14 protein-coding genes and 1 pseudogene are annotated in these 17,648 nt (G+C 63.4%); 5 read left to right on the top strand and 10 right to left on the bottom strand.

All coding sequences use genetic code 11. From position 1 onward, the window contains the following. The first annotated feature begins 69 nt into the window (after nt 1–69). Together GTP55_RS30330 and GTP55_RS02425 are read left to right on the top strand one after the other, a co-directional pair. Nucleotides 70–2,228 (top strand): annotated as a pseudogene (locus tag GTP55_RS30330) (TonB-dependent receptor). Nucleotides 2,229–2,268: 40 nt separating this feature from the next. Then, nucleotides 2,269–3,153: a dienelactone hydrolase family protein gene (locus tag GTP55_RS02425; RefSeq protein WP_161043375.1), complete on the top strand. Its 885-nt coding sequence runs from the start codon at nt 2,269–2,271 to the stop codon at nt 3,151–3,153. Nucleotides 3,154–3,189: 36 nt separating this feature from the next. Here GTP55_RS02425 and GTP55_RS02420 read toward each other — a convergent pair whose 3' ends face one another. The 3 genes from GTP55_RS02420 to GTP55_RS02410 all read right to left on the bottom strand — a co-directional run bounded on the left by GTP55_RS02420 (nt 3,190) and on the right by GTP55_RS02410 (nt 8,567). Beyond that, nucleotides 3,190–4,185, bottom strand: a complete 996-nt coding sequence (locus GTP55_RS02420) for an alpha/beta fold hydrolase (RefSeq protein WP_161043374.1) — start codon at nt 4,183–4,185, stop codon at nt 3,190–3,192. Nucleotides 4,186–4,363: 178 nt separating this feature from the next. Then, nucleotides 4,364–7,168, bottom strand: a complete 2,805-nt coding sequence (locus GTP55_RS02415) for a TonB-dependent receptor (RefSeq protein ID WP_229257699.1) — start codon at nt 7,166–7,168, stop codon at nt 4,364–4,366. Nucleotides 7,169–7,589: 421 nt separating this feature from the next. After that, nucleotides 7,590–8,567, bottom strand: a complete 978-nt coding sequence (locus GTP55_RS02410) for an alpha/beta fold hydrolase (RefSeq protein ID WP_161043373.1) — start codon at nt 8,565–8,567, stop codon at nt 7,590–7,592. A gap of 153 nt (nt 8,568–8,720) precedes the next feature. Here GTP55_RS02410 and GTP55_RS02405 point away from each other — a divergent pair, with 153 nt between their 5' ends. The 3 genes from GTP55_RS02405 (at nt 8,721) to GTP55_RS02395 (ending at nt 10,712) form a co-directional block, all read left to right on the top strand. Then, entirely contained in the window at nt 8,721–9,623 is a 903-nt protein-coding gene (locus tag GTP55_RS02405) for a LysR family transcriptional regulator (RefSeq protein ID WP_161043372.1), read from the top strand. A gap of 113 nt (nt 9,624–9,736) precedes the next feature. Beyond that, nucleotides 9,737–9,922 (top strand): hypothetical protein, encoded by a 186-nt coding sequence (locus tag GTP55_RS02400; protein WP_161043371.1) that lies wholly within the window; start codon nt 9,737–9,739, stop codon nt 9,920–9,922. 25 nt (nt 9,923–9,947) lie between these two features. After that, complete coding sequence (locus GTP55_RS02395; protein WP_161043370.1) at nt 9,948–10,712, top strand: GIN domain-containing protein; 765 nt, start codon at nt 9,948–9,950, stop codon at nt 10,710–10,712. Nucleotides 10,713–10,802: 90 nt separating this feature from the next. Here GTP55_RS02395 and GTP55_RS02390 read toward each other — a convergent pair whose 3' ends face one another. The 7 genes from GTP55_RS02390 to GTP55_RS02360 are packed head-to-tail and all read right to left on the bottom strand — an operon-like array spanning nt 10,803 to nt 17,644. Next, nucleotides 10,803–11,489 (bottom strand): LytR C-terminal domain-containing protein, encoded by a 687-nt coding sequence (locus GTP55_RS02390; protein WP_161043369.1) that lies wholly within the window; start codon nt 11,487–11,489, stop codon nt 10,803–10,805. Nucleotides 11,490–11,498: 9 nt separating this feature from the next. After that, the gene (locus tag GTP55_RS02385) at nt 11,499–12,428 is read right to left on the bottom strand and encodes a type II secretion system F family protein (protein ID WP_161043368.1); all 930 of its coding nucleotides are present in this window, start codon (nt 12,426–12,428) and stop codon (nt 11,499–11,501) included. Between the two features lie 11 nt (nt 12,429–12,439). After that, a complete protein-coding gene (locus GTP55_RS02380) occupies nt 12,440–13,417 on the bottom strand; it encodes a type II secretion system F family protein (RefSeq protein ID WP_161043367.1) in 978 nt (325 codons plus the stop codon). A gap of 5 nt (nt 13,418–13,422) precedes the next feature. Next, entirely contained in the window at nt 13,423–14,769 is a 1,347-nt protein-coding gene (locus GTP55_RS02375; protein ID WP_161043366.1) for a TadA family conjugal transfer-associated ATPase, read from the bottom strand. 1 nt (nt 14,770) lies between these two features. Continuing rightward, the gene (locus GTP55_RS02370) at nt 14,771–15,943 is read right to left on the bottom strand and encodes a CpaE/TadZ family protein (RefSeq protein WP_161043365.1); all 1,173 of its coding nucleotides are present in this window, start codon (nt 15,941–15,943) and stop codon (nt 14,771–14,773) included. Beyond that, complete coding sequence (locus tag GTP55_RS02365) at nt 15,940–16,191, bottom strand: hypothetical protein (protein WP_161043364.1); 252 nt, start codon at nt 16,189–16,191, stop codon at nt 15,940–15,942. Before GTP55_RS02365 ends, GTP55_RS02370 begins: the two co-directional genes overlap by 4 nt. 13 nt (nt 16,192–16,204) lie before the next feature. Beyond that, nucleotides 16,205–17,644, bottom strand: a complete 1,440-nt coding sequence (locus GTP55_RS02360; RefSeq protein ID WP_161043363.1) for a type II and III secretion system protein family protein — start codon at nt 17,642–17,644, stop codon at nt 16,205–16,207. Nucleotides 17,645–17,648 lie beyond the last annotated feature (4 nt).

Raw genomic sequence — 17,648 nt, 5'->3', positions numbered from 1 at the left:
TGCTGAGATTTTCTTTTTGGCATCTTTATTTCATGCAATAATATTGTTTTCTCAATAGACAATAGTGCAATGAAGGTGAAATATTGCTGCCTGATGCTGCTGGCATCGACGCAGGTGTACGCGGATGACAGTCCGCAAAAAGTGGTGGTGAATGGTCAGACCGATGTGGAAGCGAGCCGCGATTTCGTCGCCGGCAAACTCATCATCAGCCGCAAGACGCTGGAGGAAAGTGGCCAGCAAAGCGTCGGCGATGCGCTGCGGCGCGAGCCGGCCATCACCGTCGGCAAGAACGGCACGCTGGGACTGCTCGGACTGCCGGGCTACACGCAAATGCTGGTCGACGGCCAACCGAACTTCAGCGTCATTGATCCGGCCGCGATGGATCTGGCGCAGGTGGAGAAGATCGAGATTATCAAGTCGGCCACTGCGGCGACCGGGCCGTTCGGCATTGCCGGCACCATCAATATCATCCGCCGCAAGGCCGCGCGCAAGGCGATGACGCAGTTGCGCGCCGGCGGCACCACGGCGTCCGGCTACGGCGGCGCCAACGCTATGCTGATGAGCAATCAGCTGCCGTCCAATCTGCCGTTGAGCTACAACTTCATGCTGAACGCGAGCAGCCGCACGACGCCCAGCGCCGAACAGTACCAGCAGACACAGAGCCTGGGCACGGCCGCGCCAACGCCGCAATTGCGCGGCGACAGCACCAGCGTCAATCGCATGGAAACCCTGCTGGCCAGCAGCGATATCGCCTGGACCGTCAATCCCGGGCACAAGCTGTCGATCAGCCCGGAGGCAACCTATTTCGGCGTCAAGACACGGGGCCAGGAACAGCGGCTATGGGCCGATAGCAGCACCCTGTCCATCGGGCGGCAGCAGCGCGATCGCCTGACGTCCATCGGCTTGCCGCTTGGCTGGGACTGGACCGTCAGCCCGCAAAGCAGCCTGTCGCTGAAGGCGCGCCTCAACCGCACGCGCAGGACCACCACCGGCCAGCGCATGGAAGACTGGTCAACCGAGGGCGATCATTTGCGCGCGCAAGACCAGGACCGCGATATGACCAACCGCTTGCTGGACCTGACCTTCAAGACGGCATTCAGCGACGGCCACGATTTCTCCGCCGGCCTGAAGCTGATCCGCAACGACAGCGACATCGATTACACCGACCTGATCGACGGCCTGCCCGACCTGAGCCAGGCGGTGCTGGGGACCAGCAACCACACGCGCGTGGCGCAGCATCAGTTTTTCGCGCAGGATGAATGGCGGGTGAGCAAGAACCTGTCCGTCAACCTGGGGCTGTCTACGAGCGGCGTACGCACGAGCTGGACGAGGGCAATGTGCACAACAATCCGCGCTTCAGCATCTGGTCGCCATCGGCGCACGTGGCGTACAAGATTGGCGGCGACAGCAAACGTCAGCTGCGCGCTTCGGTGGCCCGCACCTTCCAGGCGCCCGAAACCGGCCAGCTGCTGCTGCATCCGAGCATCACCCCCCTGGCGCCCTGCTACGACCGCGCACTGTGCGGCGCCAATACGCTGGACACGGCCGACAGCGCGGGCAATCCGTATTTGCTGCCGGAGCGTTCGCTGGGCATCAACCTGTCTTATGCCCACGGTCTGGGCGCCAGCAGCGAAGCCAAGATCGAGTTCTACACGCGCGATATCACGCACAAGATCGGCACCGAACTGACGCTGGAAAACGTTGCCTGGGCGACCGTGCCGCGCTATGTGATACGTCCGGCCAATCTGGGTGACGCCACGCTGCGTGGCATCAATCTGGAAGGCCGCCTGGCCATGCGCGATCTGTGGAAGACGGCGCCGAATCTGGATCTGCAAGGCAGCGTCGGTTACGCGCATTCCGAACTGCGCGATCTGCCGGGGCCGGACAACCGCCTGGAAGGCCAGCTGCCATGGCGCGCCAAGCTGGGCGCCGGCTATGGCTTGACCGATGTACCAGTCAAGCTGAACCTGGACGCCAACTGGCTGCCCGGCGACTGGTTCCGCAACAACCTGACGCAGCGCACCTACCAGTCCAGCCGCTTCACGCTGAACGCCAACGCCAACTGGAAGGTCAACGCCACGCAGCGCCTGGTCTTCAGCATCGACAATCTGCTGGCGAAGGACAGCAACAGCATCAACGAGTACTACGGCGCCAACCAGACGCTGCGCCGCTACAGCAATAACGATGCGTACACGCGCTTCTCGGTGCGGCTGGAAATGAGTCTGTAGGCTACACTGGTCTCACTTTATTATTAAATGGAGCCGAGACATGACCCGCAAGACCGCCGCCGATTTTGATCCGGAAGTTCTCAAGCTGTTTGACCAGTACGTGCACGGCGGCATCAGCCGCCGGGGTTTCCTGTCGTCCGCCACCCGTTATGCGGTGGGTGGCACGACGGCGGCCGGCCTGCTGGCCACGCTGAGCCCGAGCTTTGCGGCGCCGATTGTCACGCCGGACGACAAGCGCATCACCGCCCGCTATGTCGAGCTGCCGTCGCCGCAGGGCAATGGCAAGGTGCGCGGGTATCTGGTCTCGCCGGCCGGCGCCAAGGGCAAGCTGCCGACGGTGCTGGTGGTGCACGAGAATCGCGGCCTCAATCCGCATATCGAAGACATCGCGCGCCGCCTGGCGCTGGACGGGTTTATCGGCTTTGCGCCGGACGCGCTGTTCCCGCTGGGCGGCTATCCGGGCGACGAGGACAAGGCGCGCGACCTGTTCGGCAAGCTGGACCAGACCAAGACGCGCGCCGATTTCGTCGCCGCCGCGCGCTGGCTGCAACAGCAGCCGGAAGGCAACGGCAAGCTGGGCGTGGTGGGCTTCTGCTACGGCGGCGGCATCGCTAACTATCTGGCGACGCAGCTGCCGGATCTGCTGGCGGCGGTGCCGTTCTACGGCGCCCAGCCGAAGGCGGAAGACGCGGCGCGCATCAAGGCGCATCTGCTGATCCACGATGCCGGCAAGGACGAACGCATCCGCGCCGGTTGGCCGGCCTACGAAAAAGCCTTGAAGGAAGCTGGCGTGCACTATGAGTACCACGTCTATCCCGGCGTCGAACACGGCTTCAACAACGACACCACGCCGCGCTACGACGAGGCCGCCGCCAAGCTGGCCTGGCAGCGCACGGTCAACTTCTTGCGCGCCCGGCTGGCATAAAAAAAACCCGCGATTGTTCGCGGGGTTTACTTGCGATTACGATTTGGCGAAGGCCAGGAAGTCGTTGTTGAACTTCTCTTTGTGCGTATCGGTCAAACCGTGTGGCGCACCTGGGTAGGTGATCAGCTTGGCGTGTTTGACGATCTTGGCCGAGGCGATGCCGGCGGCTTTGATCGGCACGATCTGGTCGTCTTCACCGTGGATGATCAGGGTCGGCTTGTCGAACTTTTTCAGGTCTTCACGGAAGTCGGTTTCCGAGAAGGCTTTGATCGAGTCGTAGGTGTTCTTGAAGCCGCCTTGCATACCCTGTGCATACCAGGCCTGGATGATGCCTTGCGATGGTTTAGCGCCAGGACGGTTGTAGTTGTAGAACGGGCCGGACGCCAGATCCAGGTACAGCTGGCCGCGATCCTTGACCGAGGCGGCGCGCAGGCCGTCAAACACTTCCAGCGGCGTGCCGTCCGGATTGTCGGCGGTTTTCAGCATCAGCGGCGGCACTGCCGAGATCAGGCCCAGCTTGGCGATGCGCTTGGTGCCGTGACGGCCCACATAGCGCGCCACTTCGCCGCCGCCGGTCGAGAAGCCGGCCAGGATGATGTTGTTCAGGTTCAGCGCTTCGATCACTTGCGCCAGGTCGTCGGCGTAGTGGTCCATGTCGTTGCCGTCCCAAGGCTGGCTCGAACGGCCGTGGCCGCGGCGGTCGTGGGTAATCACGCGGAAGCCGTTATTGGCCAGGAAAAACGCTGCCGATTCCCAGCTGTCCGCATTCAGCGGCCAGCCGTGGCTCAGCACGACTGGTTGGCCGTTGCGTGGGCCCCAGTCTTTGTAATAGATCTCGACGCCGTCGCGGGTGGTGATGGTGCTGGCGGTTTTGGTCACCAGGCTTTTGCCCGCTGCCACTGGAGCGGCTTCTGCACTACCGCCAGCCAGCGCGGCCAGGGGCACGGCAACAGCGGCTACTGCGGCGCCAGCGCCACTGAACATTGCGGAACGACGGGACAGGCTGACTTGGTCTTGGGTATTGTTGCTCATGAGAGGCTCCATTTATTTAGGTAACTATTAAGTAGTGAACTATTATTTTCAGTCTTGCCGGGCTGTATTGCGCTGCCCATGTGCTTAATATATATCGCACACTATTCAATAGCAAGCTATTTTTAAAAATAAAAAAAAAGCCGGGAATGGTTCCCGGCTCTTTCGATCTACGCAGCGATCAGAAGAACTTGTAGCTGGCGCCGACTTTGAAGTAACGGCCGATGGCGCCGCTCGCATCCATCGGGTTGTAGCTCATGCCGCCGTAGGTCAGCGGATCCAGCGGCGCGACTTTGTCGAACACGTTGTTGACCGAAGCGAACAGTTGGAACTGCTTACTCACGTTCCAGCGGGCCGACAGGTCAACCGTGGTGAACGACGCGATTTTGCAACCGTTTGGTGCGTCCGCACCGCTGGCCAGCTTCGATGCGCACAGGTCGCCTTCGAACAGGACGTTCTTCATGTCCGAACGGTAGTTGGCGATGGCGCTGAAGTTCCACGCCTGGTTCGGATCCCACGATGCGTTGACGCTGATCTTGTCTTTCGGCGTACCGGCGCAGTTCGAGGTATCGCAGTTGCCGTGGGTGCCGGCGAACTGGTAACGCACGGTGGCGGACTCGGCGCGGATCCACGATGCCACGTGGGTCCAGGTCAGGCCAACGCTGCCGCGGCCATAGTCGCCCAGACGCAGACGCTGTTTCACATCCAGGTCGACACCTTTGACTTCGGTGAAGCTGGAGTTGCGGTACGGCGCCTTGGTGATCAGCAGCGTGCCGCTGTTCGGCACCACCGCGCCATTGATGACCAGGTTGTTGTCGGCGCGGATCGCGGTCGGCAGGGCCGCCGCTTCGTTGTACGGCAGCGGGTTGATCTCGTCGGAACGTTTGATCTTCCAGCCGTCCAGCGACAGCGACAGGTCGTTCAGCGGATCCCACACCAGGCCCAGGGTCAGGCCTTTCGAGGTTTCCGGACGCAGGTTAGGATCGCCGATCTTGACAGCTGCCACGGACGCCGCGCAGTCGGTCGAGGTCGCGCCCGGCAACGGCGTGCCGTTCGGGCAACGGATCGGATCGCGCACGGTCGAGGTGCCGGTCGATTGCGACTGGGCGCTGTTTTCCGCAGGGCCCGGCGCGCGGAAACCTTCCGAGTACGTGCCGCGCAGCGCGAAGCTCTTCACCGGGGTCCATTTCACCCCGGCTTTCGGCGTGGTCGACGAGAAGCGGTCGTATTTGTCGTAGCGTACAGCGGCCGACAATTCCACCGTTTGCAGTACCGGCGCCAACAATTCGGCCGAGACTGCCGACACTTTGGTGTCGCCAAACGCCGCCACGTAGCTGGCGTTGATGGTGCCGTTTTCGGTGCCCGACAGCGATGGGTTCGACAGCTTGTCGCGGCGATGTTCCGCGCCGATTGCCAGGCCGAGATCACCACCTGGCAGGGTCATCAGCGAACGGGTGGCCTTGAAGTCGATGATGTCCAGCTTGGTCGACGAATGCGAATAAGCGTGGGTCACCATCGCGGCATACAGCGAGGCCGGGTTTTTGGAGGCCTGGTCGCCGATGTAGTACGGGAAGTACTTGCTGGTCGGATCGCCCAGCGCAGCCTTGACCACCGCCATGTTCAGCATATTGCTGTAGTCCAGGTCCAGTTTGGACTCGGAGTGGGTAAAGCCGGTGTCGTAGTCCCAGCCCAGTGCCGAGCCTTTCAGGCCGACCACGAAGCGGGTGAAGTTGTTGTCCACCGCGCGGGTGCTTGGGCCGACGTCGAATGCGCTGTAGCGCACGCGGGCGGCGGCGCCGAACGGGTTCTGCGGGTGCGACGGGGCCAGCACGATGGTGGTGCCGGCGCCGGAGCCGTAGTTGATCACGCCGGTCGGATTGGTGGCGTTGGGCGGGAACGCCACGGTCGGGGTGATCGACGGCGGCGTCAGCGTGAACGAGGTGTTACGCTGCGAATAGCCAGCTTCCGCATACGCCTGGGTGTTCTCGTTGACCTGCCAGGTGCCGCGGGTGTACAGGTTGATGCCTTCGATGTTCGGCTGCATCGAGCGGAACTGGTCCTGATACCACAGGCAGCCGCCCTTCGGATCTTGCGGCGACGCGGTCGACAGCTTGGAGCAGCCTGGCAGCGACACGTAGTCCAGCGTGGTTGGGTTGCGGATCGCGCCAACCGGGCTGGCGGCGGCGTTGTTGTTGCCGCTGATGTAGCCGGAGGCGAACTGGGTGCCGATCGGGAAGCCATACGGACGCAGGTCGCCCTTGCCGATGTAGGCGCGGTCCTTGCGGTCGCTGTTCATCAGCGGGTCGGATTTGAAGTACTCGGCATTGACCACGAAGTTGTACTTGTCTTCGTCCAGGCTGCCTTTGCCGTAGGTGATCGAGGCCTTGTGCTGCTGGGCGTCGCTGTAGCGCGACGCGCCGGTGTCGGCCTTGAAGGTCAGGCCGGTGAAGTCCTTGCGCAGGATGATGTTGACCACGCCGGCGATCGCATCCGCGCCGTAGGTGGACGACGCGCCGTCCTTCAGGATCTCGATGCGCTCGACGATTTGCATCGGCACGGTCGACAGGTCGGTGAAGCTCTTCTGGCCGTCATCGGCACGGGCGAATGGCGCCATGCGGCGGCCGTTCAGCAGCACCAGGGTCGAGGTCGCACCCAGGCCGCGCAGCGAAATGGCGGTCGAGCCAGCGGCGAAACCGTTACCGAAACCGGTCGGCAGCGAGCCGGCGCCGTCTGCCGTCAGGGTTTGCAGGTAGTCGGCCACGGTGGCTTTGCCCGACTTCATCAGATCATCGCGGGAAATGACTTGAACCGGCGATGCCGTTTCGGCAGTTGCACGTTTGATACTGGAACCGGTAATCTCGACGCGCTGGATCGGCCCTTGGGCTTCCTGCGCCTGCACATGGGCCATCACGCTCAACGTGGCGATGGCAAAACCGCCTGCGAACATCTGGCGCACGGAACGCGCCAGCACTGTTTCTTTCATCATGAACTGCTCCCTGAAGTGGCTTTTTTTTTTGGCTGGTGAATGTTTAAGAAAGACATTTTTTCTCAAACGGGATGATGGAAACACCCGTGGAAAATTCCGTCAATGTAGAGATTCCCCTATTTCCGCACTCAACCACACTCATGCCAATGCCGTCGTTGCAAAGCAACAACAGGGTAACTTTCAGTCTTAATCGTGCATTTATCGTCTATCTGCCGCCATTTTTTTTCGAATTAGTAATATAGAAATGCCGCCAACGTGTCAAAAACAGTCATGGCAGCGGCCGTTAAAATAAACCACTTGCAATTCGAATTTGTCCTTTTTCATCCACAATTTTTTCGATAAGGCAAGTATTTACGGGTAAATTAATGTATCGCTATGCAAGGTTATGTAAATACGGCCCCAACCGGGGCCGTATCGGCGATTACGATTTGGCGAAAGCCAGGAAGTCATTGTTGAAACGCTCTTTGTGCGTGTCGGTCAAACCGTGTGGCGCACCTGGGTAGGTGATCAGCTTGGCGTTTTTCACGATCTTGGCCGAGGCGATGCCCGCGGCTTTGATCGGCACGATCTGGTCGTCTTCACCGTGGATGATCAGGGTCGGTTTGTCGAACTTTTTCAGGTCTTCGCGGAAGTCGGTTTCCGAGAAGGCTTTGATCGAGTCGTAGGTGTTTTTGAAGCCACCTTGCATACCCTGCGCATACCAGGCCTGGATGATGCCTTGCGATGGTTTGGCGCCAGGACGGTTGTAGTTGTAGAACGGGCCGGACGCCAGATCCAGGTACAGCTGGCCGCGATCCTTGACCGAGGCGGCGCGCAGGCCGTCAAACACTTCCAGCGGCGTGCCGTCTGGATTGTCGGCGGTTTTCAGCATCAGTGGCGGCACTGCCGAGATCAGGCCCAGCTTGGCGATGCGCTTGGTGCCGTGACGGCCCACATAGCGCGCCACTTCGCCGCCGCCGGTCGAAAAGCCGGCCAGGATGATGTTGTTCAGATTCAGCGCTTCGATCACTTGCGCCAGGTCGTCGGCGTAGTGGTCCATGTCATTGCCGTCCCAAGGCTGGCTCGAACGGCCGTGGCCGCGGCGGTCGTGGGTAATCACGCGGAAGCCGTTATTGGCCAGGAAAAACGCTGCCGATTCCCAGCTATCCGCATTCAGCGGCCAGCCGTGGCTCAGCACGACTGGCTGGCCGTTGCGTGGGCCCCAGTCCTTGTAATAGATCTCGACGCCGTCGCGGGTGGTGATGGTGCTGGCGGTTTTGGTCACCGGGCCGCTCTTGGCGGTCGCGGCTTGCGCTTCGGCGGAGCCCAGGGCAGCCAGCGGCAGGGCCACGGCGGCGGCGGCGCCGCCGGCGGAGTTGAACAGCGCGGTACGGCGGGACAGGTTGACGTTGGCGTTCATGATCTTATTCCTTTTGGTCGATGTATATATAAGCAGTAGTTGTGCTACAGTCTTTTCGTTCTGCAGCTGCGATGGAATGAATCTTAGGCCTTGGCCAACGTTTGTGGAACAGACAAGCCTGCAAGGCCACTTTGCAAAAATGCAGACCCCCTCATGCCCACTAGTACCGACTTCGACTGGAACGACATCCCGCTGATCCTGGCCCTGGCCCGCAGCGGCAGCATGAGCGCCACCGGCCGCCACCTGGGTGTGGACGCCTCCACCATCAGCCGCCGCATCGCCGCCGCCGAAAAGGCGCTGAAGCTGCGCCTGTTCATCCGCGATAACACCGGCTACCAGCTGACCGACGCCGGCAAGACCTTTGTCGCCCATGGCGAGGCGGTGTATGGCAATGTCCAGAGCATGCTGCAAGCCTCATCGCAGGAAGCCGACGCCACCGCCGGCCCGGTCAACATCACCTCGATCGACTTCCTGTTCGACTACTGGCTGCTGGAACACGTGCCGGCGCTGCACGCCGAGCACCCGCATCTGCAACTGACCTTGCAGGCGGAAAACCAGAACCTGTCCTTCACCCGGCGCGAGGCCGACTTCGCCCTGCGCCTGGGCCAGCCGGGCGAAGACGCCGCGCTGGTGATGCGCAAGCTGGGCGATCTCGGCTTTGCCGTCTACGGCCATCCGAAGTTTGCCGATACCCCGCGCGCCTGCTGGGGCACCCAGCCGTGGATCGCCTACGCCGACGAACTGGCCGGCACCACCGAAATGCAATGGCTGGCCGCAATGTCGCCGCCGCCGCGCAAAGTGCTCAAGGTGAACAGCCTTAGCACGATGGTGCGCGCCTGCCACGCCGGCGTCGGCATGGCGCTGCTGCCGTGCATCATGGGCCGGCAACAAGGCTTGCAGCGCATCGGCGACCAGGTCGAGGTGCTGCGCGACATCTGGCTGCTGAGCCATCGCGACGCCGGCTCAATCGCCCGCTTTAAAACCGTCTCGGCCTGGCTGTCGCAGACCTATGCCGCCAGCGAACAGCTGTTGTGCGGCGCAGCTTCGCACCGCTAAAACGCATTCTGTCCCCCGTTTTTCGCAGTTCGTCACATCCCGGTGGATGGACGGGGTGCCCTTGTCTATAGTTCACTCAACGCAACGAACTAACCACCCACAAGGAGCTCAAAATGAACATCGCAAAAAACATGGAAGCCATCTTCGTCGCCGCCATCGTCATCGCTAGCGCCACCTCTTTCGCCACCGCCGCCGTGCGCGCACCGGAAGTCATCACTGTCAAAGCTGAAGCGACCGAGATGCCCACCGTGACCATCACCGCCAAGCGCCTGACCGCTGAAGAAAAAGCCGCACTGTAACCCCACCGAGCCGACGGAGCGCATCATGAAAACCTACCTGAAGGCCGCAATGATGGCGGCGGTACTGAGCAGCGGCAGCCACGCCGCGCTGGCCGACGACATCATCAGCGAGAGCCGCAGTGTGGATGCACGCGCCGTCAAGCTGGAACTCGATGGGGTCATCAGCATCAAAGTGAAGCAAGGCCCGGCGGCGCTGACGATTTACGGCGAACCGGACGCCATCAAGAAAGTGGTGGTCGAACAAAGCGGCGACACGCTGCACATCGGCACCCAGAAAATGAATTCGGTCCACTTTGGGAACAAGCGCGAACTGCGCGCCGAACTGACGCTGCCGAATCTGCGCGCAGTCACTTCGGGCGGCGTGGGATCGACGGAAGTGAGTGGATTCAGCGGCGACAATCTGCGCCTCTCGCTGGAAGGCGCGGGGTCGGTGAAAGTCGACGCACAGTATCGCAATCTCGATGTCAGGCTGGGCGGCGTGGGCGGCATCACCGTCAATGGCGGCAGCAGCGACAACATCGATCTGCAACTGAACGGCGCTGGTCGCATCGAGATGACAGGCCAGGCCAAGCAATTACACGCCTCCCTCGGCGGCGTGGGGAGTCTGGACGCGCAGCAGCTGCGCGCCGACGCCATCGACATCGATATGTCTGGCCTCGGCAGCGCCACCGTGTATGCGAAGACCAGCGCCAATCTGAAATTGACGGGCATGGGGTCGGCCAAGGTGTACGGCAATCCGACCACGCGTAACGCCAGCGCACGCGGCATGGGCAGCGTGAGCTGGAAGTAAGGAATGCGCCGGTGTGTGACACCGGCACAGCAGGAAACACATGGGTGTGTTTTTTACCGTCCGGAAGGTGATCCCTCCTGGACGGTTTTTTTATTTCAGATACCGGATATCGTGACCGAGCACGATGCGCATGTCGACATACGTCGGGCCGGCGCGCCGCTCCAGCCGTTCCTCCAGCCGCAGTCCGAGACGCCGGCCCAGCGCCTGCGCCACCAGCCGCTGTTCGCGCGGATACTCGATGCGGCTGACCGGCACCACGAACGGCCGCAGATTCGACAAGCGCACCGTCTTAACGCCGTCCGCCTCCAGTGAGCGCGCCAGCCGCGCCGCCGCGCCGGCCACGCCGTTACCGTTGCTGATCTCCAGCCGCACCACCGGCGCTGACGCCGACGCCGACGCCGACGCCGACGCCGACGCCGATCCTCCCACTGTCTCAGCGCTGCGCAGCACCGCCACCAGCGCCGGGCCGAGACGCTTGATCTGCGTGCGCGGCATGCTGTCGCCCACCGCTTCGTCGCGCGCCTGCTTCAGCGTGGCGTAGTCCTGCCGCACATCATAAGAGCGCAGCGACGCCGCCTGCAGATACATGATGGCGGCGCGTTCGCGCTCTCCAGCGACGGCCAGCGCTGCACCCAGCCGCTCCCACCGCTCCGGGTCGAGCGGATCGCGCATGCATGCCTGCTCCAGCGGCGTGATGACATCGGCCACCGGCTCCACAACCTGCACGCCACTGCATGCCGCCAGCAGCGCGCACGCGGTGAGGAGTGATCTCTTCATCATGGCATCCTAGTGAGTTTGCTGCATCAAGCGGTAGACCTGGATGCCGGCGGGGCCGATCAGCACCAGCATCAGGGTGGGGAAAATGCAGAAGATCAGCGGGAACAGCAGCTTCAGCGCGATCTTGGCGGCGGCTTCCTCGGCCAGTACGCTGCGCTTGCTGCGCAGGTTATCGGAATGGATGCGCAGCGAATCGCCCATGCTGGTGCCGAAGCGCTCGGACTGGATCAGCATCGCTACCAGCGTATCCACATCCTCCACGCCGCTGCGCAAGGCCAGGTTGCGCAAGGCGCGCTCCTTGGTAAAGCCGGCGCGCATTTCCATCAGCACCAGTTGCAGCTCCTGCGCCAGGGCCATGCTCTTGATGTGAATCTCGCCGGCCACCTTGGCCAGCGCGCGCTCCAGGCTCAGACCCGCCTCCACGCACACCGTCAGCAAATCCAGCGCATCGGGGAAGTTCTCGAAGATGTCGCGGCAGCGCACCGCCGCCTTATGCGCCAGCACCGCATTGGGCAAGTAGTAGCCGATGCCCGCTACCAGCAGCAACAGGTACATGAATCCCTTTTGCGGCCCGTTCAGCGCAAAAGCGCCGCCCAGCGCCACGCTCGCGGGAAACGCCAGCGCCAGCACCGTCTTGGCGGCAAAATATAGCGATGGCGCCGACGCGCTGCGCCAGCCGGCATTCATGAAGCGCGTGCGCAGCGCCGATTTCTCCCAGCCCTCTTCGGGCAGCGACAGGCGCGAAAACGGCTGCGCCACATGTGCCACCTTTTCCACCCAGCCGGTGGCCACAGTGTCCGGCGCCGCCCCGGTCGGCTCCACCACCTCGGTCAGGCGTTCACGCAGCGCCTGCGGCGAAAACACCAGCAGCACCGCCACCGCCACACCGGCAGCCACCAAAAACACAATCGCCAGGAAGATGATCTGCGATCCATTCATCGTCGTCTCCTTCATACGCGGATGCGTATCAGCTTGCGCATCCACAGCACGCCAAACACCGCCACGCCAAACGCGTACCACATCAGCTTGACGCCGATCGGATCGGTCCACAGCAAGCGCACGTAGGCGGGATTGGAGATCACCATCAGCAGCATCACGCCCAGCGGCAGCACGCCCAGAATCCAGGCCGACATGCGGCCTTCGGCCGACATCACCCGCACCTGAGCCAGCAGCTTCAGGCGCGAACGTATCAGGCGGCTGATATTGCCCAGCACCTCGGCCAGGTTGCCACCGGATTCACGCTGTATCAGCACGGCGATCACCAGATAGCGCAAGTCCGTCAGCGGCACGCGCAGCGCCAGGTTGTGCAGGGCTTCGTTCATCGGCACGCCGTAGTTGATCTCCTCGTAAGCGAACTTGAATTCGCTGGCGATCGGGTCCGGCAGTTCCTCGCCCACCATCTGCATCACGTTGGCGAAGGAGTGACCGGCGCGCAGCGCGCGGCCGAGGAAGTCCGCCGCCTCGGGCAGCTGCTCTTCCAGCTTGCGCAGGCGCGCGCCACGGATGCGCATCAGTAGCAACCATGGCAGGCTTGTGGCGCCAGCCAGCGTGCCGACCGCCAGCAAAAACGGCATGGCGAACATTGTCGGCGACAGCAGTCCCACCACCATCATCACCAGCGAACCGCCGAGGAACTGCGCCACCGACCAGCGCACGCCGGCCTGCATCAGCAAGCGGTCCAGCGCGGCCAGTCGGGCGATGCGGCGCAGTTGCCTGTCCAGCGCCGGATGGCTGCTGTAGACGCGGCGCTTGAGGATATCCACCCGCTCGATGCCGCCCTGCCCGGTCGCGGCCATCAGCCGCAAACGCTTGGCGATGCGCCGCGCCGCGCCGCCATGCGCACCGGACCACCACAGCCAGGCGCCTTCCAGCATCAGGATCACGGCCGCGAACAGCAGCACGGCAAAGGCGGTAAACACGCCGTCCATGGCGCTTACTCGTAGACCCGGTCCGGATCGAACACGCTGTCCGGCACACCCACGCCGAACATGCGCAGCCGGTCGGCAAAGCGCGGCCGCACGCCGGTGGCGTAGAAGCTGCCTTGCACCGCGCCTTGCGTATCCACGCCCTTCTGCTCGAAACGGAAAATCTCGTGCATGGCAATCACCTCGCCTTCCATGCCGGTGACTTCCTGCAGGCTGACCAGCTTGCGCGTGCCATCGGTCAGGCGCGACACCTGCATCACCACCGTCACGGCAGAGCAGATCTGCTGGCGCGTGGCGCGCGGCGTCAGGTTCACGCCGGCCATGCCGACCATATTCTCCAGCCGCGACAAAGCGTCGCGCGGCGTATTGGAGTGGATGGTGGCCAGCGAACCTTCGTGGCCGGTATTCATCGCCTGCAGCATGTCGAGCGCTTCCGGGCCGCGCACCTCGCCGAGGATGATGCGGTCCGGCCGCATGCGCAGTGCGTTGCGCACCAGCGAGCGCTGATTGACCTCGCCCTTGCCTTCGATGTTCGGCGGCCGCGTCTCCAGCCGCACCACATGCGGCTGCCGCAGCGCCAGCTCGGCCGCATCCTCGATGGTGACAATACGCTCGTGCGCCGGAATAAAGCCGGACAGCACATTCAGCATGGTGGTCTTGCCGGAGCCGGTGCCGCCGGAGATCAGGATATTGACCTTGGCCTGCCCCAGCGCCTGCAACACCTGCACCATCGGCGGCGTCAGGCTGCGGTAGGCCAGCAGGTTGTCGATGCTGAGCGGGTTGACGGCAAAGCGGCGGATCGACAGGATCGGCCCATCGATCGCCAGCGGCGGGATGATGGCGTTGACGCGCGAGCCATCGGGCAGGCGCGCATCCACCATCGGACTGGATTCATCCACGCGCCGGCCCACGCGCGAGACGATCTTCTCAATGATCTTCATCAGGTGCGCGTTGTCGTTGAAGGTGGTTTCGGTCAACTCCAGCTTTCCGGCTCGCTCTACATACACCTTGCTGGCCGTGTTGACCAGGATGTCCGACACGCCGGGATCGGCCAGCAGCGGCTCCAGCGGACCAAAGCCCAGCATCTCGTGCTGGATGTCGAGCACCAGGTTATGCCGCTCATGCTGATTGAGCACGATGCGTTCTTCCTCGATGATGCGCTGGACCAGCAGCGCCAGCTCGTGCTTGAACTGCTCCGGCGTCAGGCGCTTCAACCGCTCCAGGTCGATGCGGTCCAGGATCATCTGGTGCATGCTCTTCTTCAGTTCCTGATACGCCGCGGCGGCCAGGCCCGGCGGACCGTTGCTGCCGTTGCGGCTTTCGTCGGCGTGTGACAGGCGTTCGCGTAAGCTCATCTCATCCTCCATCGTTACGGCCAAAGATGCGGTCGAACAGGCCTTTGCTCTCCGCCACGCGGCGCGACGCCACCAGTTCCACCAGTTCCGCCAGGCTGCGCGCCACATTGCTGCTGCGCGAAAGCTGCAGCACCGGTATGCCCTGGTTGACCGAATCGGTCGCCGACAGGTAGTCGTTGGGCACCGTGTGCACCACGTCCGCGCCCAGCGCCTGTTCCAGATCCGTCAGCCGCAGCTTGCCGCCCTTTTCGTAGCGGTTGACGATCAGGCGCGTGCGCTCGTTCGGGTAGCCGAGCGAGCGGAAAATGTCCAGCAGGCGGCGGCCGTCGCGGATGTCCGGCAGCGCCAGTTGCAGCACCGGGTAGATGGTGTCCGCCTGGTCCAGCGCGCGCAGCGAAATGGCGTCGATCTGGCGGCCCACGTCCAGCACCACAAAGTCGTAATGCTGACGGGCGATGCGCAGGATGGTGTCCATGTGTTCCGGCTTCATGTCGACCGTGCGATTGGGATCATCCGCCGCCGCCAGCACGCCGAAGTTGGAGGCCACGTGCACCAGGCAGGAATCAAGGAAGGCGCCGTCCATGCGGCTGATCTGGGCGCAGATGTCGGACAGCGTCATCGCCGGCTTCTGATCGGAGACATACAGCGTGGCGTCGCCAAACTGGCCGTGCAGATCGATCAGCAGCACCTTCTTGTCGGCCAGCGCGGCCAGCGCGTAGCCAAAATTGGTGGACAAGAAAGTCGCCCCGCTGCCGCCCTTGCAGGAGATGAAGGCCAGCACCTTGCCTTCCCGGACGGGACTCAGTCCGGCCGCCACCTCGATGCGGTCCATGGCTTCGTGGAAGGCGCGGTGCACCAGTGGCAGCGGCAGCACCTCGCGCATGCCGGCACGCATGGCGCGTATCAGCAGGTCCTGCTGCAGATCGCGCGTCAGCAGCATGAAGGTGGCGGACGGATACTGTTTGCTCAGGCGCTCAACCAGTTCGCCTTCGTCGGCAGTGATGTCGCTGGCGTCCAGCACCACCAGCTCCGGGACTTCCGGCAACTGGCGCTCCACCGCGTCACGCAGCCCGTTGCGGGAAGCCACCAGCTGCACCGGCGGCATGCGCGCCGAACCTTGCGCGGCAATCTCCGCGTGCAGCAGGCTGTCCTTGCTGATCATCAGCGCCTTCATTTCAGGCCGCCGTTCATCACGGACGGCTGCTGCCCGCCGCTGGCTTTCTGATAGCGCTCGTAGGCGCCGCGCGCGCTGTGGCCGTCCATGCCGGCCACCGGATTGGGGTTGCGGCCCGCAGCCGGATTGGCGATCTGCTGCGCCAGCGTCGTGCGCGTGTCGAGGCCAAAGCGGGCATCCCATTGCGGCGTGGTCTGGACGCATGAGGAAAGTGTGCCTGCCGCCAGCAGGATCAAAAGATAGCGCATAGTCAGTCCCTGGTTATTTGCGTTCCGCGCCTTGCTCCGACGGCGCACCTTCCAGCTGGCCGCCGAGGAATAACCTGGCGCGGCTGGGGGAAGTGACGCTGTCGGTCGGCAGTTTGTAGTTGACCGGCAGCGGTTGCACCAAGTGGGGTGTGACGACAAACAGCAGCTCGGTGCGGTCCTGCTGGAAGTCGGTGCTGCGGAACAGCGCGCCCAGCACCGGCAGCTCGCCCAGGATGGGCAGGCCGTGGATGCTGTTGGTCTGGCTGTTCTTAATCAGGCCGCCGATGGCGAAACTCTGGCCGTCGAACAGTTCGACGGTGGTGGCGGCGCGGCGCGTGGTGAACAGCGGCAGGATGGCGGCGCCGGAAAAGCCGGCGGCGGTGATGCCGATGCCTTCGCGCGAAATCTCCGAGACCTCCGGCGCCACCCGCAGGTTGATGCGGCCGCCCGCCAGCACCGTGGGCGTAAAGCGCAGGCCGACGCCGAATTCTTTTTCTTCCAGCGTGACCTTGTTGTTGTCCTGCGCGACCGGCACAAAGATGCGGCCACCGGCCAGAAAACTGCCTTCCTGCCCGCTGATCGCCATCACCGTGGGCTCGGCCAGCATGCGCACCAGCGCGTCCTGCTTGTCGGCGGCGATGGCGCCACGGTTGCCGCCGGCGCGGCCGATATTGAGCAGACTTTTCAGCGTGCCGCTGACAAAGCTGGCATTGAGCGCACCGGCCCAGCTGCCGCCGCCGAAGTTGAGCGCGACGTTGGCCTCCAGTTTTTCCAGCAGGGACTTGGAGACTTCGGCGATTTTCACCTCCAGCATCACCTGCTGCGGCGCGCCGACGTTGAGAAAATTGACGATGCGCGTGCTGGCCTGCGCGGCGGAGGCATTCGCCGTTTGCGTGGCGGCGTTGGAATCCGCCCCCTCACGCCGCGCACCTTCCAGGGCCTGCGCCGGACGGCGCACGAAGGCGGCCGCCAGTTCCAGCACGCGCGCCACGGTTGGCGCGTCATCGACGGTGCCGCTCAGGACCAGCGTATCGCCGGCGGCGCTGACCTGAATGTTCTTCTGATCCGGCAGCAGCGCGGCCAAAGCCTGCTGCAAGGCGGTTGGGTCGATACCAACCACCACTTCGACCACATTGCACATGCCGCTGCGGCCTTGCACAATCATATTGCTGCTGCCGATGTCCACGCCGACCACGTACAGCGTATCCGGCGCCACCAGCATCGCCTGCAGCACGGCGGGGTTGCCGACGCTTCGCGCCTGCACCGCTTCCGGCATGCGCATCAGGGTGGACTTCCCCAGTTGCAGCGACAGGCTGCCCGGCTGCGCCGACTGGCCGGTGCAGCGCAGCGCCGCGCCATCAGCCGGCGGTGCCGACGGCGCGGCAGCCCACGCCGATCCGGCCAATGTCAGCGCGGCGGCAAACGGCGCCCATGCGTGATGGTGAAGGTCCATGGCC

It is taken from the genome of Duganella margarita (genome assembly GCF_009857535.1).
Classification (GTDB): domain Bacteria; phylum Pseudomonadota; class Gammaproteobacteria; order Burkholderiales; family Burkholderiaceae_D; genus Rugamonas; species Rugamonas margarita.
Note: the sequence above shows the minus strand (reverse complement) of the source record. Positions and strands in the feature narration are given on the sequence as shown.